This window comes from Bifidobacterium colobi, from assembly GCF_018555455.1.
GTDB lineage: Bacteria > Actinomycetota > Actinomycetes > Actinomycetales > Bifidobacteriaceae > Bifidobacterium > Bifidobacterium colobi.
In genome coordinates, this window is record NZ_JAFEJU010000001.1 from 125,210 (window position 1) to 148,377 (window position 23,168).

Genomic DNA, 23,168 nt, shown 5'->3' on the forward strand with positions numbered 1-23,168 from the left:
GCATAAACTTTGGCCTTATGACTGAAGGCAATTCCATCATCAACGCCAACCTCACCCCGCTGCCCGACAAGGTCGGCGTAGACGGTCTTGAGGATAAGTGGCGCGCCGTTTGGGATGAGAACGGCACCTACAAGTTCAACAACACTCGTGACCGCAAGGCCGTGTATTCCATCGATACCCCGCCGCCCACCGTCTCCGGTTCGCTGCACGTGGGTCACGTGTTCTCCTACACGCATACCGACGTGATCGCTCGTTACAAGCGCATGCGCGGCTATGACGTGTTCTACCCGATGGGTTGGGACGATAACGGCCTGCCGACCGAGCGCCGTGTGCAGAACTACTACGGCGTGCGCGTGGACGTCTCCCTGCCGTACGACCCGGATTTCAAGCCGCCGTACGAGGGCACTGACGGCAAGAAGATCCAGGCCAAGGATCAGGTGCCGATTTCCCGTAAGAACTTCATCGAGCTGTGCGAGAAGCTGACCGCCCAGGATGAGAAGCTGTTCGAGGCACTGTGGCGCAAGCTGGGCCTGTCCATCGACTGGTCCCAGACCTACCACACCATCGGCGAACACCCGCAGCGTGTGGCCCAGAAGGCGTTCCTGCGCAACCTTGCCCGCGGCGAGGCCTATCAGCAGGACGCTCCGGGCCTGTGGGATGTGACCTTCCAGACCGCAGTGGCTCAGGCCGAGCTGGAATCCCGCGAATACCCGGGCTTCTACCACAAGATCGCCTTCCGCTTCGAGGACGGCACCCCGATTTACATCGAAACCACCCGTCCGGAGCTGCTGGCCGCCTGCACCTCGCTGATCGCCAACCCGGATGACGATCGTTACAAGAAGTACTTCGGCCAGGAGGTCTACTCCCCGCTGTTCAAGGTGAAGGTGCCGATTCTGGCCCACCCGGCCGCCGAAATGGACAAGGGCGCCGGCATCGCCATGTGCTGTACGTTCGGTGATGTGACCGATGTGCAGTGGTGGCGCGACCTCAAGCTGCCGACCCGTTCCATCATCCAGCGCAACGGCCGTATCGTGATGGACACCCCGGATTGGATCACCGATCCGGCCGGCCGCGAGATCTTCGCCGAGACCGCCGGCAAGACCACGTTCTCCGCTCGCAAGGTGATTGTCGACAAGCTGCGCGAATCCGGCGACATGGACGGTGAGCCGACGCCGACCAAGCGTATGACGAACTTCTACGAGAAGGGCGATAAGCCGCTCGAAATCGTCACATCCCGCCAGTGGTACCTGAAGAACGGTGGCACCGACCCGAAGCTGAACGCCGAGCTAATCGAACGCGGCAAGGAACTGAACTTCCACCCGGACTTCATGCGCGTGCGCTACGAGAACTGGGTGCACGGTCTGAACGGCGACTGGCTGATCTCCCGCCAGCGCTTCTTCGGTGTGCCGTTCCCGCTGTGGTACCCGGTCAAGGCCGACGGCTCCGCCGATTACGATCACCCGCTGACCCCGTCCGAGGATCGTCTGCCGATCGATCCGACCATCGATGTGCCGGAAGGCTACACTGAGTCCCAGCGTGATGTGCCCGGTGGCTTCACCGCCGAGAAGGACATCATGGACACCTGGGCCACCTCTTCCTTGACTCCGCAGATCGTGACCCACTGGGCCGAGCCGGATGAGGCATCCAAGGCGCTGTTCGCATCCACCTTCCCGATGGATCTGCGTCCGCAGGGTCAGGACATCATCCGCACCTGGCTGTTCTCCACCGTGGATCGTGCACACCTCGAGAACAAGTGCCTGCCATGGGCACACGCCACCCTGTCCGGTTGGATCTTGGATCCGGACCACAAGAAGATGTCAAAGTCCAAGGGCAACGTCGTGGTGCCGAACGAGCCGATTGAGAAGTTCGGTGCCGACGCCGTGCGTTACTGGGCTGCCGCTGCTCGTCTGGGTCTCGACGCCACCTACGACGTTGGCCAGATGAAGATCGGCCGTCGACTGGCCATCAAGCTGCTGAACGCCACCAAGTTCGCCCTGGCCATCGGCCGCGAGGACGAGAACCATCACGTTGGCGAGGCTGCCACCGCTGCATGGAACCCGGCCGATGTGACCGAGCCGCTGGATCGCGCCGCCATGGCCAAGCTGGCTCATGTGGTGCGTGCCGCCACCGATGCGCTGGAGGCTTACGAGCATTCCAAGGCTCTGGAAGTCATCGAAAGCTACTTCTGGCAGTTCTGCGATGACTACATCGAGCTCGTGAAGAACCGTGCTTACGGCACCCCGGACGAGAAGGGCGAGGCTCCTTCCGAGAAGGCCGTGCGTTCCGCCCGTACCGCTCTGGGCCTGGGTCTCGACGCCTTCGCGCGTCTGCTGGCTCCGTACCTGCCGTACGCCACCGAAGAGGTGTGGAGCTGGATGCACGCCGGCTCTGGTTCCGTGCACCGCGCCTCCTGGCCGACTCCGGAACCGTACATTGAGGCTGCAACCGGCGTTTCCCCGGAGTTGCTGACTTGGGCTGGCAAGGCTGTGGAGCAGCTGCGCAAGATCAAGTCCGAAGCCAAGGTCTCCATGAAGACCCCGATTCTCTCCGTGGCGCTGACCGCCGCACAGGATGGTGTGGACGCTATTCACGCCGCTCTGGGCGATATCGCTCAGGCCGGCCGTGTGGTAGGCAAGTTCGATCTGGTCGCCAAGCATGCCGAGGAATCCGCTGCCGAAGACGCTCCCGAGACCGAAGTGGCAGTAGCCGCCAGCGAGCTCGGAGAGCCGCCTGTTAAGAAGAAGTGATTCCACTTCTTCTTAACAGGCGGCCTTCGCGGCTGCTTATAGGGCAGCCGCTCACCTCGCCTACGGGAAGCCCACTGGGCTTCCCGCTATACGGCTCGGCCTGTTAAGAAGAAGTGATTCAGCTCATCTCTCCGTCAGCACTAACTGACTGAGAGGTTGCAAGCCGCTGAACTGATGCAACGTCGGTTCAGCGGCTTCTTTTTTCGAAATCATCCTTGAGCTCGTGAAAAACCGCCACTGAGTCAACCTCAGTGGCTTATTTTTTCGAAATAATCGAATACCTCGTGAAAATGCGCCACTGACCGAATCTCAGTGGCTTATTTTCACGACGGTGCCCCTTCTCCCAGGAACACCCAGGAACAGAGCACAACAATCTTTCCTTACACCGTGGGAACAACGATGAGATAACTTGGCGTCGAAGAATCCGGCTGCCGCGAAGTCACCGTCGAATTCAACTGTGTTGCAGCTTGCGCAATCAGCTGCCCAGCATCACCGATTTCCACAGTCTCACTAATCAACGTACTCATATCATGAGTCAGCAATGTAGCGCTGTCGCTTTGCCGAAGACCAAAGAGGACCGGCGCGGCATCCGTAGAATTATCAGCAGTAGCATCAGTCGTCTTATTCGAGGAGTTCGCATCCTTCTTCGCCGACGAAGCGTGCGACGAAGAGTCCGCAGCAGACGATTTGCCACCGGTACCAAGCGCTGAGGTCAAACCATTCGCATAACTCATCACATCACTGGCAGCCATCGACATCGTGTCATCAACCAGCGAAGCACCAGCATCCTGAGATTGCTGACGCTGAGCAGCCTGAGCCTGTTTGCGTGCAGCAGCGGCCTTGCGCTGAGCCGTAGCGGCCTTCGCTTTGCCATAGAACGACTGCGATTGCGGGTCAGCCAAACCTTGCGTAAGGATACGCGCAGCATTATCAGAAGCAGCAGTCTTCGATGCAGACGTGGCGCTATCATCATCGCTCTCGAACTGGTCGGCGAATCGCAGCAGAATCTGCTTCAGCGCTTGCGACTTACCGGTATGTTCCGAAGCAGCGGCGAGCGCAGCCATTGCCGCGTCCACCTTGGCTTGGGAATCCTTGAGCTCATCGCTGTTGTTGGTTTCGTCAATGGCCTGCTGCGCGTATGCCGTGGCCCCTGTTGAAGATCCACCAGTCAAAGCACTGAGCTTGGCTGTATACACATCCGTGTACTTCATCGAATAAGGAATCATCGCAGCGGACAGCTGCTTCTGACCGGCCGCATACTGCTGAGCACCTTTGGTGGCTTCCTCGGCCGCCTCCTTGGTGAGATCATCGGTCAAACCGGTGGTGCCCTGCTGCTGTATTCGGCGAATCACCTCATCCAGCGCGTCCACGGCACCATCGTGCATGTGAGCAGCACTCACATTGTTGACCGCATTCGCCAAGTCGAGCACCGCCTGAGCGAGCGGCGTATCACCAGACAGCTCGCCAGCCGTACCGACCAGCGCGGGCAGTTGTGTGGAAGTGCCAAGAGAACCGGAAAGATGGGTGGTATAGGAGCCCACATACGCGGCCATATAGTTCTGGAATGTCTGCTTATGCGCGGCTGCACGTTCGCTCGTGACGGTTTGGGCAAGCTGCTGCTCGTTGGTGCGCAAAGCTTTGAGCTGATCGACCAGCTGCTGATGTTCGCCGGAACCGGCATCGGTAAGGGAATCGACCAACATTGATGCATTGGCAGTCAATTGCTCTACCGCTGACTGCTGCCCATTGTTGGGCGCGGCAGCAGTGCCCGCGGCATCCGGAGCGGCACCTATTGCAGGAGTATCAGATTGAGTCTGACTATGCTGGTCCGGGTCTGCTGTCTTGGCACTGGAATCAGACGGTAGTATGGCGAGCGCGAGAGCACTCATCGTAAAGTGCTTCGCGTTCATGTAGACGTTGAAATCCAATGGAGCGGCGGCATGGCCCGTGGCAGCAATCACTGTAGTGGTGCCTTGGGTGTTTACGGTCACATTATCGTCTGCAGAGACGTCGCTGGCCACTTGACTGGGGATGGTGAATGCCACTACTGGAACACTGCGATTCGCGGTTTTGCCGGCTGTCTGTTGCGGGCGGACTGTGATGTGCACGCCGACCAGACCGCTGGCGTTGGATACCTGCTCAGCTTCCACATTCGGACCGTCTAGGGAATACGTGACGCTGACGTTCCATGGCAATTGCGCTTCGGATTGCGGTACTCGGCTCACCATCGCAGCACTATTGTTTTGGGTGCTATCCGAGGTTTTTACCGCATAGAACCGGCTGGGCTCGCCTTGCGCATCGGTCACCGCATATATGCTGCTTGCGGCTTCAAGTTCCGCAGCATAATCCGGTTCAGGCGGACGAACCAGCCATGCGCCGCCAACGGCACCGGTCGTGCACAAGGCGCAACTCAGCACCGCGGCAGTAAGCTTCATTTTCCGAATCCCCATTTCTGCATATAATCCAGCAGCATCCTAATGTAGCTGAGATTACGGTAGCTTCATATAGGCAATTCGCTCAGCGGTAACCAAATAGTTGTCTACGATATTCGCCTTATGTTGCCCAATATGGAAAAATGATCCGATGTCAAACAGCCAAACTTAGGCGAACACATCGAGGACGCCCGGATCGCCGCCGGCATCGGCGATGCGCTGATGCCGTTTCTTGGCCTCGGTGACCACGAATTCGCGGTATTTCTCCGCAATCTCCGGATCCAGACCAGCCTCGATGGCAATACGGTGCAGACGCTCGATCTGATAATCCTCACGTTTCATATCCTCAGGCGCGAATCCTGCATTGGCCTTCAGCACGCCCACCTGTGACGTGGTCTTGAAGCGCTCGGCAAGCAGGGAAATCACAGCGGAATCGATATTGTCGATGGATTGGCGCAATGCCTTGATCTGCGCCACCGCCTTTGCGGTCTCAGGATGGGCCGCCGCTTGGGCGGAATCGATGGTTGTCCTCTGCCAGTCACTGTTCGTTGCGCTCATAGTTTCGAGGATACTCCCCCGTCAGGGTTTTACGCGATCATCAACGTCTCACACGCCTCAGTATTCAGTACTTCGTACCTAATAAGGCATCCAAACAATGACCTAATGGCCCATCTCGCTTAGCAGGGGTTGATTCGGCCTTTCGGAAACATCTATCTGCTTTACGAGGGGTACCTTATCCGATGTATTGGCAGTATCCAGCACATTCACGTACCACCATTCCGCCATTTTGCAGACATCGATATTTGGCTTGCAACCCCTTGTAACGCAGATAGACCTCCGGCATATCGCAAATCAACCCCTTGTAACACAGTTACCGCGTTTCATGCCTGGGCGATCGCATTCCTGCTCAACAATCACTCATAATCGCTGCTAGGACCGATGGCGAGAGCATCATCATGCGTACGTCCCGTATGAATTGCAGTGTTAACCGTTTCAATTTCCGTCGAATCGTAGTCATAAGTCTGACCGTCCAGCTCATTTACCGGAATCACCCAACCTCCGTGCACCATGTAAAGTCGATCAGCTTCACGCAATTCAGCAAATGGCAACTTCTTATAGTACGTATGCTGACCTTCCTGAAGAGCCCACGCGAACAGCTCTCGCTGCGAAGTGCCATGAAGAATACCAATACGTGGATCGGGAGTAATCAACGTATCTCCGTAACGCACCACAATTGATGAATTGGGGCATTCCAATGTGCATCCGTCTTCAGTGAACAATATGGCATCGTCTACGCCACGGCGATCACATTCCCTATGCACCGCGCAATTGAATGCATAGCTCAGCGTTTTGGCGCCATGCAGAAGACGCTGCTGTGCAGTCCCGACAAGAGATTCATGCATCCGAGCGGAGTCATTGCATCGCAGATTACGCACAGGGGCGAATACCGAAATAACCGGTATTCGCCCCTTTAGCATCAAATCTGAAGCTATACAGCTCGATCAGTTGCCGTTGACCGCGTTGCCATTATTTGCCTGCTGCACGATGGCAGCGAGGAAGTCGCGGTTGGTGGCGGTCTTCTTCAGGCGCGGCACCAGCGTCTGGTAAGCCTGCTCCGGCTCCATGCCGCCGAGCAGTCGGCGCAGACGGTAGATGATCGGCAGTTCCTTAGGCTCGGTGATGAGCTCTTCACGGCGGGTACCGGAGGCGTTGATGTCGATGGCCGGGAACAGGCGCTTGTCCGCGAGCTCGCGGGAGAGACGCAGCTCCATGTTGCCGGTGCCCTTGAACTCTTCGAAAATCACCTCATCCATCTTGGAGCCGGTTTCCACCAAAGCGGACGAAATAATGGTGAGGCTACCGCCATTCTCGATGTTACGTGCGGCACCGAAGAACTTCTTCGGCGGGTAGAGCGCCTGAGCATCCACACCACCGGAGAGGATTCGTCCGGAAGCCGGGGCTGCGATGTTGTAGGCGCGAGCCAGACGGGTCATGGAATCGAGCAGCACGACCACGTCCTGACCAAGCTCCACGAGACGCTTGGCGCGTTCAATGGCGAGTTCGGCAACCGTGGTGTGGTCGGATGCCGGGCGGTCGAAGGTGGAGGAGATGACTTCACCCTGCACCGTACGCTCCATGTCGGTGACCTCTTCCGGTCGCTCGTCCACGAGTACCACCATGAGATGCACTTCAGGATTGTTGGTAGTGATGGCGTTGGCGATGTTCTGCAGGGTGATGGTCTTGCCGGCCTTCGGCGGGGAGACAATCAGGCCACGCTGGCCCTTGCCAATCGGAGCCACGATATCCATGATGCGGCCGGTGAGCTTGTTCGGCGTGGTTTCCTGCTTCAGACGCTCCTGCGGGTAGAGCGGGGTGAGCTTGGAGAACTGCGGGCGGTTCAGGGAGTCCTCGACGCTTTGGCCATTGATGGAATCGATGGCCTGCAGCGGCACGAACTTCTGACGCTGGTTGCGACGGTCGCCCTCACGCGGAGCACGAATGGAGCCATGTACGGCATCGCCCTTGCGCAGGCCGTACTTCTTGACCTGGCCCATGGAAACGTAGACATCGTTCGGACCGGGCAGGTAGCCGGAGGTGCGCACGAATGCATAGGAATCAAGCACATCGATGATGCCGGCAACCGGAACCAGATCTTCCTGCGGCTCTTCACGACGATTGTCACGGAGCTCATCGTCGGCGTTGTTATCGCGATCGCGGCCACGCATGCGACGGTTACGGCGATCATTGCGATCATTACGGTCGTTACGGTCGCCACGATTACGGGTACGACGAGTGAATTCGACGCGATCGTCGTCCGTATCGTTGTCCTCAACGGTTTCCTCGCGCTTCTGCGTAGGCAGCGTGGCGAGAATATCGTCGAGATCACGCACTGTTTCCTCATCCTGATCGCCACGGCGACGGCGACGCGGCTGTGCATCGTCATCATCATGTACGCGGCGAATCAGCGGGGCTTCCTCATCATCGCGACGGCGGCGACGGTCACCGCTCTGGCGGGAACCGCCCAGATCAAGACCGGCGAGCAAATCATCGGTGGATGCTTCGTCTGCATTTCTACGCTGCTTGCGCGTGCCGTAATCGCCGTCACCATCATGACGGTCAGTGCGATCGGCACGCTTGCGGTAGGAGCGCGGCTCTGCTTCAACGCGGTCGGCGTTCTCACGACTCCTGCGACGAGTGCGACGCTCGGTCAGCTCAGGAAGGTCGATCTTCGGCTCGGCGGCAGGCTGAGCAGCTCCAGCATTGGCATCTTGCTGAGCAACCGGTGCTTCAGCAGCAGAATCAGCAGCAGCCTCAACGTGATCGGTTACGGCCTCGACGGGCTTAGTGGCAGCCTTGGAACCTTTAGCGCCCTTGGCGCCCTTGGGCACACGTACCGTGACGCCAGCCGGGGGTTCACCTCCGCTGCGCGCGGCCTGTAGGGTGGCGAGGAGCTCGGGCTTACGCATAGTCGAAGTGCCGCGCAATCCCATCTGCTTGGCAAGTTCCTTAAGCTCAGGAAGCTTCATATCTTCTAGATTTTGGCTATTGGCCACTGGTTGCCCTTTCCATACCGAACAGGCATATGCCCACTTACGGAGTTAAGAGTGATTTTGCGGTTGTACCGCTCATGAATGTTCGCTGCATCTCTGGGGTTATCGCGAACTTCGTATACTCTACAACGCATCACCGACCAACGCAAAACGGCCTATCGCACAATGCGATAGGCCGTTTAGAAGCTCCGCCAACTACTTCTGCTCGTGGTAGGACTTCTCGGTGTTGACAGACCACACGTTCTTCTTGGAGGTCTTGCCGGTCTTGATGTTGTCCACTGCCTCCATGGCGGTGGCCATGGAATGATCCATGTTGTTGTAACGATGCTGACCGTTACGACCAACACAGTAGAGGTTACCGAAACCGTCGAGGTATTCGATGAGCTCATCCATGTGCTCGTAGGTGTCGAAGTAAGCCGGGTAAGCCTTCTTGACACGCTCACGATGGGAGTCGATAACCTCTTCCGGACCGTTGATCACGCGCATGCGGGTGAGCTCAGAGATGGCGAACTTGGTGGCATCTTCCTCAGACATGTTCCAGAAGGAGTCACCTTCCTCGCAGAAGTATTCGAGACCGATCCAAACGGTGTTGTCCACATCCTTGACCAGGTACGGGCTCCAGTTGTTGAAGATCTGCAGACGACCAACCTTGTAGCCCGGATCCTGCACGTAAATCCAGCAGTCCGGCACAATCGGCGGATTGCCGAGGGTGGGGATGTCGGTGGTGTTCTTGAGCTTCAGGTGCTTGACCAGAAGACCCACGGTCACGAAGTCGCGGTACGGCAGGCCATTGGCCACTTCGGTCATATCTGCTGGAGCTGCCTTGGAATCGGCGGCATCCGGATCGGCACCGGCGGCGTCGATGGCGTTAACCAGATCCTTGACCGGCATGGAGGAGATGAACTGATCGCCGGCAAGTTCGGTACGGTTGCCTTCGGAATCCTCGTACACCACGGACGAGATGGCACCATTGGTCTGACGCAGCTCGATCACCTTGGCATCGGTCAGCACCTTGACACCAGCGGCCTCGCAGTTGGATTCCACGGTCTCCCACAGCTGGCCGGGACCATACTTCGGGTACCAGAATTCCTCGATGAGGGAGGTTTCCACTTCAGCATTGGAACGCTTCTTGGGCAGCAGCTTCTGGAAAGCGTTCTTCAGCACACCCATGATGGACAGGCCCTTAACGCGCTGGGCACCCCAGTCGGCGGAAATCTGAGAGGGGTGACGGCCCCACAGCTTCTCGGTGTAGCCTTCGAAGAACATCGAGTACAGCTTGCGACCGAAACGGTTGATGTAGAAGTTCTCCAAGTTGTCTTCCGGCAGCTTGTGGAACATGGACTTCAGGTAGCTGAAGCCTGCCACCAACGTGAGCTTGAAGCCCATGGCCTTGAAGGTGTTGAGGCTCAGCGAAATCGGGTAATCGAAGAAGCGACGATTCCAATAAATGCGAGACACGCGGTGACGCTTCAGCATCACCTTGTCTTCAGTCTCAGGATCCGGGCCACCCGGCTCCATGTCGTGCTCGCGACCCAGCTTCTTATCATCGTAGGAAGGAGCGCCCTGCAGCGGCAGAACGGTCTTCCACCACTCCATGATGCGGTCGTCCTTGGAGAAGAAACGGTGGCCGCCAATATCCATGCGGTTGCCGTTATGCTTCACAGTGCGCGAGATACCGCCGAATTCACGGGTCTCCTCGAGCACAGTCACGTCATACTTATCAGAGCCGCCATCCTTGACGAGCTCCCATGCGGCGGTCAGACCAGCGGGGCCACCGCCGATAATCACCACGGATTGCTTTTCGCTCACTTGCATCTCCTTACAACAAAATCAGCGATAGTTTACCCTAAGCCTTGGAAACGCACGTTTTGTTTGTGTATTTCCTTACGATTTCTCTTCGGAACTAGCCGCTAGACCAATGGCCTTACGACTAATGCGCATGCATGGATTTAGTGGATGTCGTCAGGGATGTCGATATCGGTTTTCTGCACTTCTTCGACATTGACATCCTTGAAGGTCACGATGCGCACGGACTTGACGAATCGGCTGGAGCGATACACATCCCATACCCATGCGTCGGTCAACTGCACATCGAAGTACACGTCCTGGCCAGCAGAACGGACGTTGAAATCAACCTTATTCGCCAAGTAGAAGCGACGCTCGGTTTCCACAACATAGGTGAACAGCTTGATTACGTCGCGGTATTCCTTGTACAGGGCGAGTTCGGCGTCGGTTTCGTAATTGTCGAGATCCTCGGCACTCATGCTCGGTTCACTTCTCGCTTTCCGTATCACGCTTGCGGCCACGGCCCAGCGTACGCCACCAAGCTTCCTTGGAAGTCTTGCGTTCGCTCTGCCCATATGGCCAGTTGCTTTCCTCTTCCGCACTCAAACGGGACTTTTCATGAGTGACTTGAGACTCTTCGTTTGACTGCGATTGCACATGCACGGTCTGATCGTGCGCGCTCGGCTCAGTGTTGGGCGCAGTTCCGGAGCCCGGCCGGTCGGACTTGTGTGCCGGGTCATCGCCACCGTTCGCTGTATTCTGGCGCAATGCCACCGAATGTTCGCGTGCCGCCAAGGCCTCCTGCACACCAGGATTGTTTTCGATCAGATGCATGCCGAACGCATCCAGCGAACGAATCGGATCGTATTCGTCCACCAGAGTATCCATCACAATCAAATCCTGATACTTGCTGTTTTCCGCATCCCACAACGCATCGCGCGAAGTACCAGACGGCACAAAGCCAAGCGACTGGTAGACGGAAATTGAGCGCGTGTTCTTCTCAGGAACAGCCACCCAAATACGATGCATGCCCAGGCCAGCCGGTTCGGAAGCGAAGCCGTACGTCATCACGCGAGGCATGGCGTCGCGTGAATAGCCGCGTCCGCGATAGTCGCGACCAAGCACAATCTGGATGCGCGCGGAACGGGACCAGCCATCAATATCGATGAGGAAAATCATGCCGATCACATTGTCGGTGGATGCGGCATCAGTGGTGCCATCTTCATCATGATCAGCATCGGTGACCACCGCCCAAGCGATGGTGCGACGCAGTTCCGGATCGCCCACGCCGGACTCACCCGGAGTTAAACCAGCCTCCCAGGCCTGGGAGCGACGCACCCACGTGTGAATCATCGAACGTTCGGTAGCCGCATCCTTGCCCGTGATTTTGGATGCACCATAGAATGCATCGAGCTCGTCAAGACGTGGAAGATCCTCCACAGTAGCGGGGCGCAGATGCACCATTTCGCCCTGAATCGGCGGAATGACGATGCTCTGCGGCAAGTCACGCTTGACCTGTGCATCCGCTGGCATGCTCAACGTCTCGTTGGTCTCGGTCATTTGTTGTTCGTCCCCTGTTTCGGCTCACAATGACTCATGGTTCATGGCTCATGAATAGCTCACGATCAATGCCGAACATATCTTACTCTGCTGGGTGAACGCTGGAAAGCGGCTGTGCTCGTCAGCGTGCTGTGGCTCTGCCTGAAACCGCACTGGTATCGAGACGAACGCTCGGCGAGCGGGGCACACCCCCACTACCGCGCAGCAATGGTCTCCTTATGCAACAAAACAGGCCGTAACCGCGCGGAACTGTTTGGTTCGCGCAGTTACGGCCTGTTCAGCGGGTTATATGCTTAACGGCTCAGGACTTGATCTTGCCCATGACCACCTTGGTGACGGCCTTAGCATCAGCCTGACCACGTGTGGCCTTCATCACAGCACCGATGATCACGCCCATCGGCTTCATGTTGCCGCTCTTGAGCTTCTCAACCACGTCGGGGTTGGCCTCGAATGCAGCGTCGACGGCCGCTTCAATAGCGCCGTTGTCTTCGACGATCTTGTAGCCGTGCTTCTTAACGACCTCATCCGGAGTGCCTTCGCCCTTCAGCACACCTTCGACGGTCTGCTTGGCGAGCTTGTCGTTGAGCTTGCCGTCGGCGATGAGCTTCTCGACTTCAGCCACATCGACCGGAGTGATCGGCAGCTCTTCGAGGGAGACACCCTTGGCATTGGCGGCGCGGGACAGCTCGCCCAGCCACCACTTGCGGGCACCGGCAGCCTTGGCACCGGCCTTGACGGTCTCCTCGATCAGATCGAGGGCGTCAGCGTTCAGGATATCGCGCATCTGCAGATCGCTCAGACCCCATTCGGCCTTGAGACGGTTGCGGCGTTCGCGCGGCATCTCCGGCATCTGAGCCTTGATCTCTTCGATATGCTCCTTGGTGATGTGCAGCATCACCAGATCCGGATCCGGGAAGTAGCGGTAATCATCCGCATCGGACTTCACGCGGCCGCCTGCGGTGGTCTGCGTTGCTTCATCCCAGTGGCGGGTCTCCTGCAGAATCTCCTTGCCATCGTCCAGACGGGCGGCCTGACGGCGAATCTCGTACTGGATGGTCTTTTCGATACCGCGGAAGGAGTTCACGTTCTTGGTTTCGGAACGGGTGCCGTACGGGGCATCGGCGGACGGACGCAGGGAGACGTTCACGTCGGCACGCATGTTGCCCTGCTCCATACGGGCGTGGCTGATGTTCAGCGCACGAACGATGTCGCGGATGGCGCGCATGTAAGCGCCTGCGATTTCCGGAGCGCGGTCGCCAGCGCCTTCGATCGGCTTGGTCACAATCTCGATCAGCGGCACACCGGCACGGTTGTAGTCCACGAGGGAGTGGTCGGCGCCTTCGATACGACCGTCGGCACCACCGACGTGGGTGTTCTTGCCGGCGTCATCTTCGATATGCGCACGCTCGATCGGCACGCGGAATACGGTGCCGTCCTCCAGTTCCACATCCAAGTAACCATTGCCGTTGGTCGGCTTGTCGTACTGGGAGATCTGGTAGTCGCGCGGCATGTCCGGGTAGAAGTAGTTCTTACGGGCGAACTGGCTCCACTCGTTGATTTCGCAGTGCAGGGCAAGACCCAGCTTGATGGCGTAATCAACGGCGGCCTTGTTGACCACCGGCAAGCTGCCCGGCAAACCCAGGGAAACCGGGGTCAGCTGGGTGTTCGGTTCGCCACCGAACTCGATGTGAGCCGGGCAGAACAGCTTGGTGTTGGTGCTCAACTCAACGTGGGTTTCCAGACCGAAGACCACATCGTATTTCTTGGTGGCATCGGCGTACTTCATCAGTTTTTCAGCCATGATGTTGCTTATCTTTCCTTCCGATGCTGCTTACTTGGTGAGGCCGTCCAGCCACGGGGTCTTGAGGCTGTTCCAAATCGGACCGCCCCAGCTTTCCTCAAGTGCTGCCTCGAGTGCGGCTGCCGGCTTGTACATGACCTCGTCGCGCTGCTGCGGGGCGATGAACTGGAAGCCGACCGGCAGACCGTCGTCGGACAGACCGGCCGGGATGGACATGGCCGGCACACCGGCGAGGTTGGCCGGGATGGTGGCGATGTCGTTCATGTACATGGCCAGCGGATCATCCATCTTCTCACCGAACTTGAAGGCGGTGGATGGGGAGGTCGGGGAAACCAGCACATCAGCCTGCTCGAAGGCCTTCTTGAAGTCCTGGATGATCAGCGTACGGACCTTCTGAGCGGAACCGTACCAGGCGTCGTAGTAACCAGCGGACAGCGCGTAGGTGCCGAGAATGATACGACGCTTGACCTCGTCGCCGAAGCCAGCCTCACGGGTGTAGGCCATCATGTTGGCGGCGGTTTGCGGCACGCCGGCCGGCGGCATCACGCGCAGACCGTAGCGCATGCCATCGTAGCGAGCCAGATTGGAGCTCACCTCGGACGGCATGATGATGTAGTAAGCACCCAGGGAGTAGCCGATGTGCGGTACAGAGACCTCAACGACTTCGGCACCCATCTCCTTGAGCTTGTCGACGGCCTCGTTGAAGCGGGCCTCGACTCCGGGCTGGAAGCCGTCGCCGCCGAGCTCCTTGATGAGGCCGACCTTCAGGCCCTTGAGATCGCGCTTGGCGCCTTCACGGGCGGCGGCGACCATCGGACGCGGACCTTCCGGGATGGAAGTCGAATCGCGGCGATCATGGCCACCGATGACTTCCTGCAGCAGTGCGGAGTCGAGCACGGTGCGGGAGACCGGGCCGATCTGGTCCAGCGAGGAGGCCATGGCGATGGCGCCGAAACGGGAGACGCCACCGTAGGTGGGCTTGACTCCGACGGTGCCGGTCAGAGCGCCCGGCTGACGGATGGAGCCACCGGTATCGGTGCCGAGGGCCAGCGGAGCTTCGAACGCGGCGACTGCGGAAGCGGAACCGCCACCGGAGCCACCGGGCACGCGCTCGGTATCCCACGGGTTGTGGGTGGTCTGGTAGGCGGAGTGCTCGGTGGAGGAGCCCTGTGCGAACTCATCCAGGTTGGTCTTGCCGAGCAGCGGCATGCCAGCGGCCTTGAGCTTTTCGATGACGGTGGCATCGTACGGCGGCACCCAGCCTTCGAGGATCTTGGATGCTGCGGTGGTCTCGATGCCCTTGGTAACGATCATGTCCTTAATGGCGATTGGCACGCCAGCCAGCTCAGGCAGAGCAGCCTTGTCTTCGGCGGACTTCTTGTCGAAGGCGTCGGCCTGCTCGAGAGCCACATCACCGGAGACCTTCAGGAAGGCCTTGATGGACGGTTCAGCGGCTTCGATGACCTTGAGGTGGGCTTCGACCAGCTCGCGAGAGGTGACGTCGCCCTTCTTGATGGCGGCGGCCTGCTCGGCGGCGGATAGCTTAACGAGAGTTGCGGTTTCGTTGCTCATCGGGTTCACTCCTCACTTCCCAGGATTCGCGGTGCCACGAACATACCGGCCTCGGTCTTCGGGCCGCCGGCGAGCGCCTCTTCCTGCGTGAGCGGGGTTTCGGCGACATCCGGGCGCAAGTAGGCCTCAAGCGGCACCGGGTTGGCGGTGGGCTCGACGTCGTCGGATGCGACTTCCTGAACCTTGTTGATGGAGTCTGCGATGACGTTCAGTTCGCCCTGCAGACGGGTGATTTCCTCATCGGTGAGCGCGATTCGGGCCAGATCGCCCAAATGCACGATTTCTTCGCGTGAAAATGTTGGCATGCGCCTTACTATACGAGCGGTTTGTGACACGTGATTATCGAAATCACTGATTGGGACGCTTATCGGAATCCCCCAGCGGGGCAAAGTCTCTATCCACTCGAATCTTCGCCCCGGCTACTACCAACCATCGCGGCAAAACCCATATCTGGCCAAGGTAACGACCCTCTACGATCCTTCCGAGCGTGGCAAAACCTCGAGCCGGCCGACACCATGCACCAACTAAGCTCTCTCAACGCGGCAAAACCTTGAGTCAGCCGATGGTCAGCCCCGCTACCATACTGTCACTAGGGCAAATCCTCGGTAGCACCGATGAAAGACCCCGCCAACGCCCCATCAGCGCATCAAATCTCAAAGCCGACCGAGGAAACGCCCCACTAGGAGCCTCTGTGAGGGGAAGAACCTCGACTGCGCCGAGCATTCACCCCGCTCATCACCAATCGAAAGAGTACATCCTCGACTCAGCCGTAAGAATGCACCGCCATAGACCGCACTCGAACACATGAACGACAAATAACACGTATCTCGCGCCGGTTATCCACATTCACCCAATATCGCTCACAAGCCGGATACTCTCAAAACCGGCCACAATCGTTCAAAAACCGGCATAATCGACCGTAGCCTCATTCAGACGCCAAAGCTAGAACCACATTACCCCACACGACTGGAAGCCATTGCCACTATTGGCATACCGTCGAATCATGAAACATCACAAAGTTGTGGACGCCCTAATCACACAAGCCGAAGCGGAGCGCCGATGCGCATATGGCACGACCAAAGCACTCCGTTCGGCACTGGCACGACGGGCTCAGGCACTCGAGCTCCAACGCGTGTTTCCCAATATGTATGCCGCGCCAAAATATTGGGAATCACTGAAGCCAGATGAACGTACACGGCATTTGGCCCGAACCGCTCATCGCAAGCATCCCCATTGGGTTTTCGCGGGGATCACCGCGGCAGCCATTCATGGCCTCGAACATCAATGGCATCTTCATGACGGATCCATCACCATTATGACAACATCACAGGGGTGTAATGCCAGCAGTTCACACGTGAAACGCATATTTATGCCAGAGTGCACCCCGGAATACGTCAAGGGTCTTCCCGTCACCAGCAAAGCCCGCACGGCGGTGGATTGCGGTCTTTCCACCGATTTTCGTTTCGCATTGCCCATCATCAATTCGGCATTGCGCACCGATGTTACTGTTACCGACATCCTTACAATCTGCGGCTCCATGCGCCGCGATTGCACGCCGATGTTTCGATTGCTGCACTACGCCAACCCGGTATGCGAGAACGGCGGCGAATCATTGGCACTGGGCACCATCATCGACGGTGGGCTCATGGTTCCCGAGATGCAGCAGGAAATCATCGATCCACAGACCGGAACGCAGTATCGGGTGGATTATCTCTGGCGGCTGCCTTCAGGGCGTCTGGTTGTGGGCGAATTCGATGGCTACGAAAAATACGTGAATCCTCAGATGAATGACCGGCAAGGGGTCCGCGGCGCAGTCCATGCGGAAAAGGAACGGGAGACAGGACTCTATCGCGCCAACGTTGATGCCATAGTCCGCTTTACTTATGAGGATGTGATGGCACAGCATCCTATGCTCAACAAACTGCGCGCAGTCGGCATACCGAATGCGGTATCAACGACGGCATCAACGCTGACTATGGATTAGTGGGCGTGCGGCCGGACGCGCGGCTAGACACGGGCTATGCCGACGCGTACATAGCTGCACGGTGGTGTGTGATAGTTATTTGACATCCGCTTTTTTGGTGACAAGAAGGCCGCCGACCCAAGCCGCGGAGACCCAAGCAAGCAATATCAATACGGATTGCCACCATTCGGGAATCCAATAATCCTGCTGCGAGGTGACGGAGGAGACGGCATCGCTGCGGATGCTGGCTCCGAGGAAGTTGTTCATCGCCATATCCGGGGTGAGATACGCCAATGTGCCGAGCCAGGAAACTTGACTGACCGCCAGGGATACGATGGCCAACACGGATGAAAGCACCATAAGCAGTACAACTACCGCGCTGATGCCACCCACCGTGGAGCGGGTCAGAGCGCCCAAGCCCAACGCCATCAACGCAATACACATGATGGTCATCGGAAACCCAACCACGGTGATGGGGATAATACGCCACTGGTCGTCTGTGAGCGGCGTGACATCATGCCCCTCAACGAACAGCCAAAGCACGCCGGAGGCCAGCAGAATGCCGACGATGCCCGAGGCAAGTGCATAGAGCGCCACGGCGATTGATTTGCTGAGGTAGAACATGCCGCGCCTGGGATTAGCGGTCAGGCTGGATTGGATGGCGGAGGTGGTGTATTCGCTGGTGATGGCCATAACACCGAAGATGCCGATTACGAGCGCGGCAGTGCTGCCTGATGATGCCAGTACCGCCCATAAATCGACGGCGGCGAGTGGCTTGGGATGGTCCAGTGTTTTGCCGGTGGTGAGGTCAACGGTCGCCATGAACGTGGTGGTCCATGCGCTCAGTGCTGCCATACCCACCATGAGGGCCGCGGCCAGCCCCAGTAGAATCCATGTGGATTTCAGTGATTTGAGCTTGAGCAGCTCGGCTTTGAGCGAGCCAGCGAACGTCAGCCGAATGCGGCGATTCCATCGATTGGCGCGCCGGCTGACAGGGCGCTGCCCGGTACTGTTTGTGGCGCTGGCGCCGGTCATCGTCACGTTACTCATCGAGTCACCTCCGCAGCCGACTTGGTCTGATATTCAACTTGGTTATGGGTTAATGCCATGTAGGCTTCCTCAAGGGATGCGCGCTCTTCGATAAGTTCGTAGGTGATGAGTCCGGCTTGGGCGAACACGTGGGCTGCGGCTACCAGGTCGGCGCCGATGATGCGAAAGACTTCCCCGACAGGAGGATCTGCAGGCGCGCGCTGATCGGATACAACGCGCACTTCCTGAGCAGCGGCGAAAATCGACCTGAGTTTGTCTGGTTCAGGGGTGACCACGCGAATGGAGCGCGTGGAATGCTCGGCTACAAACTTGCTGACTGTCGTGGTTTCCAGAATATGACCTTGCCCGATGATGACGAGGTCGTCTGCGGTAAGCGCCACTTCGCTCATGAGATGCGAGCTCAAGAGTACGGCACGTCCTTGTGCGGCGTAATAGCGGCATAATTCACGTACCCATTTCACGCCTTCCGGGTCGAGTCCGTTAATGGGCTCATCCAGCACCAGATTATGAGGGTCGCCTAAGAGGGCTGCGGCAATGGACAGACGCTGGCTCATGCCGAGCGAAAAACGTCCGGCTTGGCTTTTGGCCACATTGGTCAGGCCGGTCATATCAATGACTTCGTCTACGCGACGTTTGGGAATGTTGTTGGTGTACGCCAGCGCGAGCAGGTGATCACGTGCCGAACGTGACCGATGCGCGGATTTGGCATCCAGCACTGCTCCGACCGTGCGCATGGGAGCGCGCAGCTTGGTGAACGGCTTACCATCGATGAGCGCTTGCCCACTATCCGGGGCGATAAGCCCCAACATGGCACGCATGGTAGTGGATTTGCCTGCTCCATTAGGCCCCAAAAAACCGGTGACCTTGCCATCCTCGGCAGTGAAGGTCACCTTGTTCAATGCTTGTTTGGTCTTGAATCGCTTGCTGAGCCCCTCAACCTCAATCATGATTCAACTGTAGCCGATAAACCGACACTACTTGCGGGAGTGTCAATGTAAACCGCCCCCATGCAGGTAAACAGCTGAAGAATTCTGTGAGCAACTATCCCGTATCTTCGGAACCGGTAGCAGTTCAGACTGTTACCGGAGCTGCATGTTGCGCAATCCATGCATGCATGGCTACAGCTGCCGCCGCACCGGCGTTGATGGACCGCACGGAACCGAACTGGGAGATGTAGACCACATCGTCCGCGAGGTCGAGGGCTTTTTGGCTCAGACCTGGACCTTCCGCGCCGAACAGCAGCAGGCAACGCTTGGGGAACTGATAGGTTTCCATAGGCACTGCGCCTGGAATGATATCCAGTGCGATAACGCGAGCTGCTTGCAGCTCTTTGATGCGAAGGTCTGCGTCGGCAAGTTCCTCCATTGCGTGCTGCATGGGAGAGCCCGCACCAGTGCTGTTCGCGCTGAATGAATCAGGAATCAATGACTGCGCCCCAAATTCAGTGGCATTCGCACCATATTGGTGAATGTGGATGGCAGCTGCAGCAGCCCGCGCACGCTCGGCTGCGATTTCTCCGGCAATGCGATGATGCCAGCATTCCACCAATTCGGCGATGGATGGATGATGCTCTACATGCTGGTAGAGCTCGGTCATCAAAGCACCTTTGCGGTTCCACTTGTGCGGGCCGACGATATGCACTCGCTTGGCTTGGAAGGCGTTGGCGGTTCGTACCATGGAACCGATGTTGAAGTCATGGGTCCAGTTTTCCACAGCGACTTCGAAATCATGGCGTCCGCGCGTATCCAAATCGTCTTTGATGGCTTGCACCGACCAATAGCGGTAGCGGTCGAGCACGTTGCGCCGATCGCCATCGTTCAACAGCGCGGTATCGAAACGTGCATCATAATTCGGTGATGCAGGGTCATCCGGGCGCGGTTCGCCAGGGTGAGTCTCGCTCCACGGTCCTACGCCGACTTCGCGGAATTCAGGTTCGCCCGAAGCTTTGGCGGCCAAGGAAATCTGGTTCGGTGCGTGCACTATTGCTCCTCTGCAAGCATCAGCATCGTGAGACGAGTCGTTGATTCTCTATGGAATATGGAACACGTCTCACAACAGTCGCCTCGGCTTTCCTCGCGTACGGAGGGAAGCCTACGACACGATTAACGAAGTTCGGATTCGTCAAACACTTGGACGAAAGGCAGTACCTGGCTGTCTCCTGTTGTCGGATTGACTACGTTGATGTCCTTGGCTCCGCCGCCGACAAGCGATGCAATAGCCACGACTTCGGCTCCCAGCTGCTTGACGATGCCGAAGTCGAGACCCAATTCGTTACCGTTACGCAGGGTGACCAGCGAGCTTGTCTGTACATAGGATTTTTCGGACAGCCAAGCGTCCAGCAGCACCACTCGGCGGCCTTCGATGGATGGCCCCTTGATAGAGGGGTATACGAAGTCCATTACAAAACCATCCAAGTCCTCGCCACGGGAGGCGGCGGCCTGAATCATGGCGGACACCATCGGCACTGCAGCTGCCGTCAATGCGCCGACCGCGTCGAAATCATCGACTGAGTAGCCGGCGTCTTCCAAGGCATCGATGAGCACATGACCCATAATCGGCGCTGCGTGGTGGTCAAAGGTCACTGCAGCCAGTTCGGAGAACGGGCGATCCACCACATGCTCTTTCAGCAAAGTGGCGAGCTGCTCACGCGGGTCCATCATGGCGAAGTTAGTGGTGTTCTTCGCGCCGGCTAGATCCGGCGTGCCAGTCGGGCGGAATCCTGATTCAGTCATGGTGCAAGCCTATCGCCTGAGGGGGTCAGAGAGCGGGACCAGTAGAAGAACATACACTGCCCATATTCCCTGCACATCACCTTGTACAACCGTTCCTAGGCCATCAATCTCACGCATCGCAGTCAAACCACCTGACCGCTCTCACCGTCCGGCGGCACGACTTCGGGTGCGGAAAGCTCACTGATGTTGCCTTTGTCGGATTCGATAAGCGGCACTTGCGCAATCACTTTGGACGGCTCGATTATCTGCAATTTGCGAGCCGTAGGCAGCACGCGGCGTTCCAGGCTTGCCGCGAACTTGTTGTAAGCGCCAACCGTCTTGGAAATCTGGGTTCCCAGTTTGGTGGCGTAATCGCCCAATACCGCGAATCGTTCATAGATTTCACGCGACAGATCAAACAGCTGCTTGGCATCATCAGTCAGCGATTGCTGCTGCCATGCGTAGGCCACGGATTTCAGCACCGCCCACAACGTCACCGGAGAGGTCAGCGCCACCTTACGGGAGAATGCATCATCCATTAATGTGGGATCAGCTTCGAGGGCGGCCTGCAGCAATGACTCGTTGGGGATGAATGCCACGACGAAATCCGGTGCGGTCGCAAACGCGTTCCAATAGGCCTTCTCCCCCAGCGCGCGCACATGCTCTCGCAATGCTTTGGCGTGGGAACGCAGCAGCTCATCACGCCGGGCCAACTCCTCAGGACTTGCGGTTTCAGGAATCTCACATGCCCGCTGATAATCGGCATATGGCACTTTGGCATCGATGGGAATGGTTTTGCCGCCGGGCAGATGGACAATCATATCCGGGCGCAGCGTGCGCCCATCGGCACCGGTAACCACTACCTGTGTATCGAAATCCACATGCTCTAGAAGACCTGCTGATTCGACAATGTTCTTCAACTGCGCCTCGCCCCATGCGCCACGCACCTTGTTGTTGCGCAACGCAGCGGAAAGCGAGCTGGTCTCTTTGTCCAGTCGGACTTGCTGATCGTTCAGCCCTTTGAGCTGAGCGCCCAGCGCACCCATCTCCTGTTTACGGCCTTCTTCGATCTGCGCGACCTTATTTTGCAGGGCATCGAGGTTTCTGGCAACCGGGGCGAGCGCCTCCAGTACCTTGCTCTGCTCTTTCAGCCGCGCTTCCTGCTCCTGGCGCTTCACTTCGGCGGCTTGCATGTCGGCCAATCGCTTTTCTTCAGCCGCCTTTGCTTCGGCGTTGCGGCGTTCCTCCGCTTCAGCCGCAGCACGTTCCCGCTCATGCTGTATGCGAATCTGTTCAGCCTGCTGCGCCTGCGTCAACTGCGATTTCACGAAGGCAAGCTGCTGGTTCAGCCCCTCAATCTGAGCGCGTGCGGCAGCGTTGGCAGCACCGAGTTCAGCCGATTCATGACGTGCATCCTGGAGCAGGGCCCGGGACTCCTCCAGTTCCTCCGTCTTGGCATTACGAGCCATTTCCTGGCCTTTATTTCTGCCCAGTACGAAGCCCGCGAAGAGTCCCAGACCTGCACCGACCACCAATACCGCAATCAGCAGTATCACGTTTCCCGTTTGTTCAAACATGCCCTCAGTATTGCATGAGTTTTTCGAGAGGGAATATTTTTTCCCTCTCGATTTTTATGGTGCATGATGGAAGAGCCTTGTTCCACGGTCCTATGATTTGACCAACCTCGCGATGGCCGCCGAAGCCTCTTTGAGCTTCTCGTCAGCCACCGCCCCGCCCTCAATCGATGCCTGACGAATGCAGTGACCAAGATGATCATCCAGCAACAACAATGCCACAGACTTCAACGCCGAGTTCGAAGCGGAAATCTGTGTGAGGATATCGATGCAGTATTTGTCGTCCTCCACCATCTGCTCGATGGCGCGCACTTGTCCTTCAATACGGCGAAGGCGGGCCACGATCTTTGCTTTGTCACCGCTGTACCCGTGCATGGTTGCACTCCCCTTACTTTTCCGAAAGCTGAACACCACCGATTATA

Annotated in this window: 18 protein-coding genes and 1 pseudogene; 2 read left to right on the forward strand and 17 right to left on the reverse strand. The window is 57.9% G+C overall.

Annotation, left to right across the window (positions count from 1 at the left end; translation table 11 throughout):
• The first annotated feature begins 17 nt into the window (after nucleotides 1-17).
• The gene (gene valS / locus JS530_RS00585; protein WP_214375344.1) at nucleotides 18-2,747 is read left to right on the forward strand and encodes a valine--tRNA ligase; all 2,730 of its coding nucleotides are present in this window, start codon (nucleotides 18-20) and stop codon (nucleotides 2,745-2,747) included.
• Nucleotides 2,748-3,127: 380 nt separating this feature from the next.
• Here valS and JS530_RS00590 read toward each other — a convergent pair whose 3' ends face one another.
• The 10 genes from JS530_RS00590 to gatC form a co-directional block, all read right to left on the reverse strand.
• A complete protein-coding gene (locus JS530_RS00590) occupies nucleotides 3,128-5,182 on the reverse strand; it encodes a hypothetical protein (RefSeq protein ID WP_214375345.1) in 2,055 nt (684 codons plus the stop codon).
• 165 nt (nucleotides 5,183-5,347) lie between these two features.
• A complete protein-coding gene (locus JS530_RS00595; protein ID WP_214375346.1) occupies nucleotides 5,348-5,737 on the reverse strand; it encodes a chorismate mutase in 390 nt (129 codons plus the stop codon).
• 356 nt (nucleotides 5,738-6,093) lie between these two features.
• Nucleotides 6,094-6,582, reverse strand: coding sequence for an aminotransferase class IV (locus JS530_RS00600; RefSeq protein WP_240541015.1), 489 nt, complete (start codon nucleotides 6,580-6,582; stop codon nucleotides 6,094-6,096).
• Between the two features lie 99 nt (nucleotides 6,583-6,681).
• Nucleotides 6,682-8,733, reverse strand: a complete 2,052-nt coding sequence (gene rho, locus JS530_RS00605; protein WP_214375347.1) for a transcription termination factor Rho — start codon at nucleotides 8,731-8,733, stop codon at nucleotides 6,682-6,684.
• A 192-nt stretch (nucleotides 8,734-8,925) separates the two neighbouring features.
• Nucleotides 8,926-10,539, reverse strand: a complete 1,614-nt coding sequence (locus JS530_RS00610) for an NAD(P)/FAD-dependent oxidoreductase (protein ID WP_214375348.1) — start codon at nucleotides 10,537-10,539, stop codon at nucleotides 8,926-8,928.
• Between the two features lie 140 nt (nucleotides 10,540-10,679).
• Nucleotides 10,680-10,994: a DUF2469 domain-containing protein gene (locus tag JS530_RS00615; protein ID WP_033890645.1), complete on the reverse strand. Its 315-nt coding sequence runs from the start codon at nucleotides 10,992-10,994 to the stop codon at nucleotides 10,680-10,682.
• A 7-nt stretch (nucleotides 10,995-11,001) separates the two neighbouring features.
• Nucleotides 11,002-12,075, reverse strand: coding sequence for a GNAT family N-acetyltransferase (locus tag JS530_RS00620; RefSeq protein ID WP_214375349.1), 1,074 nt, complete (start codon nucleotides 12,073-12,075; stop codon nucleotides 11,002-11,004).
• 301 nt (nucleotides 12,076-12,376) lie between these two features.
• Nucleotides 12,377-13,876, reverse strand: a complete 1,500-nt coding sequence (gene gatB / locus JS530_RS00625) for an Asp-tRNA(Asn)/Glu-tRNA(Gln) amidotransferase subunit GatB (RefSeq protein ID WP_214375350.1) — start codon at nucleotides 13,874-13,876, stop codon at nucleotides 12,377-12,379.
• Between the two features lie 30 nt (nucleotides 13,877-13,906).
• Nucleotides 13,907-15,448, reverse strand: coding sequence for an Asp-tRNA(Asn)/Glu-tRNA(Gln) amidotransferase subunit GatA (gene gatA, locus JS530_RS00630; RefSeq protein ID WP_214375351.1), 1,542 nt, complete (start codon nucleotides 15,446-15,448; stop codon nucleotides 13,907-13,909).
• A 5-nt stretch (nucleotides 15,449-15,453) separates the two neighbouring features.
• Complete coding sequence (gene gatC / locus JS530_RS00635) at nucleotides 15,454-15,753, reverse strand: Asp-tRNA(Asn)/Glu-tRNA(Gln) amidotransferase subunit GatC (RefSeq protein WP_044089358.1); 300 nt, start codon at nucleotides 15,751-15,753, stop codon at nucleotides 15,454-15,456.
• 698 nt (nucleotides 15,754-16,451) lie between these two features.
• Here gatC and JS530_RS10960 point away from each other — a divergent pair.
• Nucleotides 16,452-17,432 carry a hypothetical protein gene (locus JS530_RS10960; RefSeq protein WP_214375352.1) on the forward strand — a complete coding sequence of 327 codons (981 nt, stop codon included), beginning with the start codon at nucleotides 16,452-16,454 and terminating at the stop codon, nucleotides 17,430-17,432.
• Between the two features lie 75 nt (nucleotides 17,433-17,507).
• Here JS530_RS10960 and JS530_RS00645 read toward each other — a convergent pair whose 3' ends face one another.
• The 7 genes and pseudogenes from JS530_RS00645 to JS530_RS00670 form a co-directional block, all read right to left on the reverse strand.
• On the reverse strand, nucleotides 17,508-18,461 hold the full coding sequence (locus JS530_RS00645) for an ABC transporter permease (protein WP_214375353.1): 954 nt from the start codon (nucleotides 18,459-18,461) through the stop codon (nucleotides 17,508-17,510).
• Nucleotides 18,458-19,408, reverse strand: a complete 951-nt coding sequence (locus JS530_RS00650; protein ID WP_214375354.1) for an ATP-binding cassette domain-containing protein — start codon at nucleotides 19,406-19,408, stop codon at nucleotides 18,458-18,460. Before JS530_RS00650 ends, JS530_RS00645 begins: the two co-directional genes overlap by 4 nt.
• A 124-nt stretch (nucleotides 19,409-19,532) precedes the next feature.
• Nucleotides 19,533-19,886, reverse strand: a complete 354-nt coding sequence (locus JS530_RS10995) for a TrmH family RNA methyltransferase (protein WP_425350841.1) — start codon at nucleotides 19,884-19,886, stop codon at nucleotides 19,533-19,535.
• A 38-nt stretch (nucleotides 19,887-19,924) separates the two neighbouring features.
• A pseudogene (locus JS530_RS11000) lies at nucleotides 19,925-20,441 on the reverse strand (RNA methyltransferase); the annotation flags it as partial.
• 122 nt (nucleotides 20,442-20,563) lie between these two features.
• Nucleotides 20,564-21,193: an orotate phosphoribosyltransferase gene (locus JS530_RS00660; protein WP_214375356.1), complete on the reverse strand. Its 630-nt coding sequence runs from the start codon at nucleotides 21,191-21,193 to the stop codon at nucleotides 20,564-20,566.
• Nucleotides 21,194-21,315: 122 nt separating this feature from the next.
• Nucleotides 21,316-22,749, reverse strand: a complete 1,434-nt coding sequence (locus JS530_RS00665; RefSeq protein ID WP_214375357.1) for a DNA recombination protein RmuC — start codon at nucleotides 22,747-22,749, stop codon at nucleotides 21,316-21,318.
• 90 nt (nucleotides 22,750-22,839) lie between these two features.
• Nucleotides 22,840-23,121, reverse strand: coding sequence for a metal-sensitive transcriptional regulator (locus JS530_RS00670; protein ID WP_214375358.1), 282 nt, complete (start codon nucleotides 23,119-23,121; stop codon nucleotides 22,840-22,842).
• Between the last annotated feature and the right edge of the window lie 47 nt (nucleotides 23,122-23,168).

Bases quoted from the DNA above. Each gene is read 5' to 3' on its own strand.
- valS (WP_214375344.1), top strand. From the start codon at position 18: ATGACTGAAGGCAATTCCATCATCAACGCCAACCTCACCCCGCTGCCC.
- JS530_RS00590 (WP_214375345.1), bottom strand. From the start codon at position 5,182: ATGAAGCTTACTGCCGCGGTGCTGAGTTGCGCCTTGTGCACGACCGGT.
- JS530_RS00595 (WP_214375346.1), bottom strand. From the start codon at position 5,737: ATGAGCGCAACGAACAGTGACTGGCAGAGGACAACCATCGATTCCGCC.
- JS530_RS00600 (WP_240541015.1), bottom strand. From the start codon at position 6,582: ATGCATGAATCTCTTGTCGGGACTGCACAGCAGCGTCTTCTGCATGGC.
- JS530_RS00615 (WP_033890645.1), bottom strand. From the start codon at position 10,994: ATGAGTGCCGAGGATCTCGACAATTACGAAACCGACGCCGAACTCGCC.
- JS530_RS00620 (WP_214375349.1), bottom strand. From the start codon at position 12,075: ATGACCGAGACCAACGAGACGTTGAGCATGCCAGCGGATGCACAGGTC.
- gatB (WP_214375350.1), bottom strand. From the start codon at position 13,876: ATGGCTGAAAAACTGATGAAGTACGCCGATGCCACCAAGAAATACGAT.
- gatA (WP_214375351.1), bottom strand. From the start codon at position 15,448: ATGAGCAACGAAACCGCAACTCTCGTTAAGCTATCCGCCGCCGAGCAG.
- gatC (WP_044089358.1), bottom strand. From the start codon at position 15,753: ATGCCAACATTTTCACGCGAAGAAATCGTGCATTTGGGCGATCTGGCC.
- JS530_RS10960 (WP_214375352.1), top strand. From the start codon at position 16,452: ATGAAACATCACAAAGTTGTGGACGCCCTAATCACACAAGCCGAAGCG.
- JS530_RS00645 (WP_214375353.1), bottom strand. From the start codon at position 18,461: ATGAGTAACGTGACGATGACCGGCGCCAGCGCCACAAACAGTACCGGG.
- JS530_RS00650 (WP_214375354.1), bottom strand. From the start codon at position 19,408: ATGATTGAGGTTGAGGGGCTCAGCAAGCGATTCAAGACCAAACAAGCA.
- JS530_RS00660 (WP_214375356.1), bottom strand. From the start codon at position 21,193: ATGACTGAATCAGGATTCCGCCCGACTGGCACGCCGGATCTAGCCGGC.
- JS530_RS00665 (WP_214375357.1), bottom strand. From the start codon at position 22,749: ATGTTTGAACAAACGGGAAACGTGATACTGCTGATTGCGGTATTGGTG.
- JS530_RS00670 (WP_214375358.1), bottom strand. From the start codon at position 23,121: ATGCACGGGTACAGCGGTGACAAAGCAAAGATCGTGGCCCGCCTTCGC.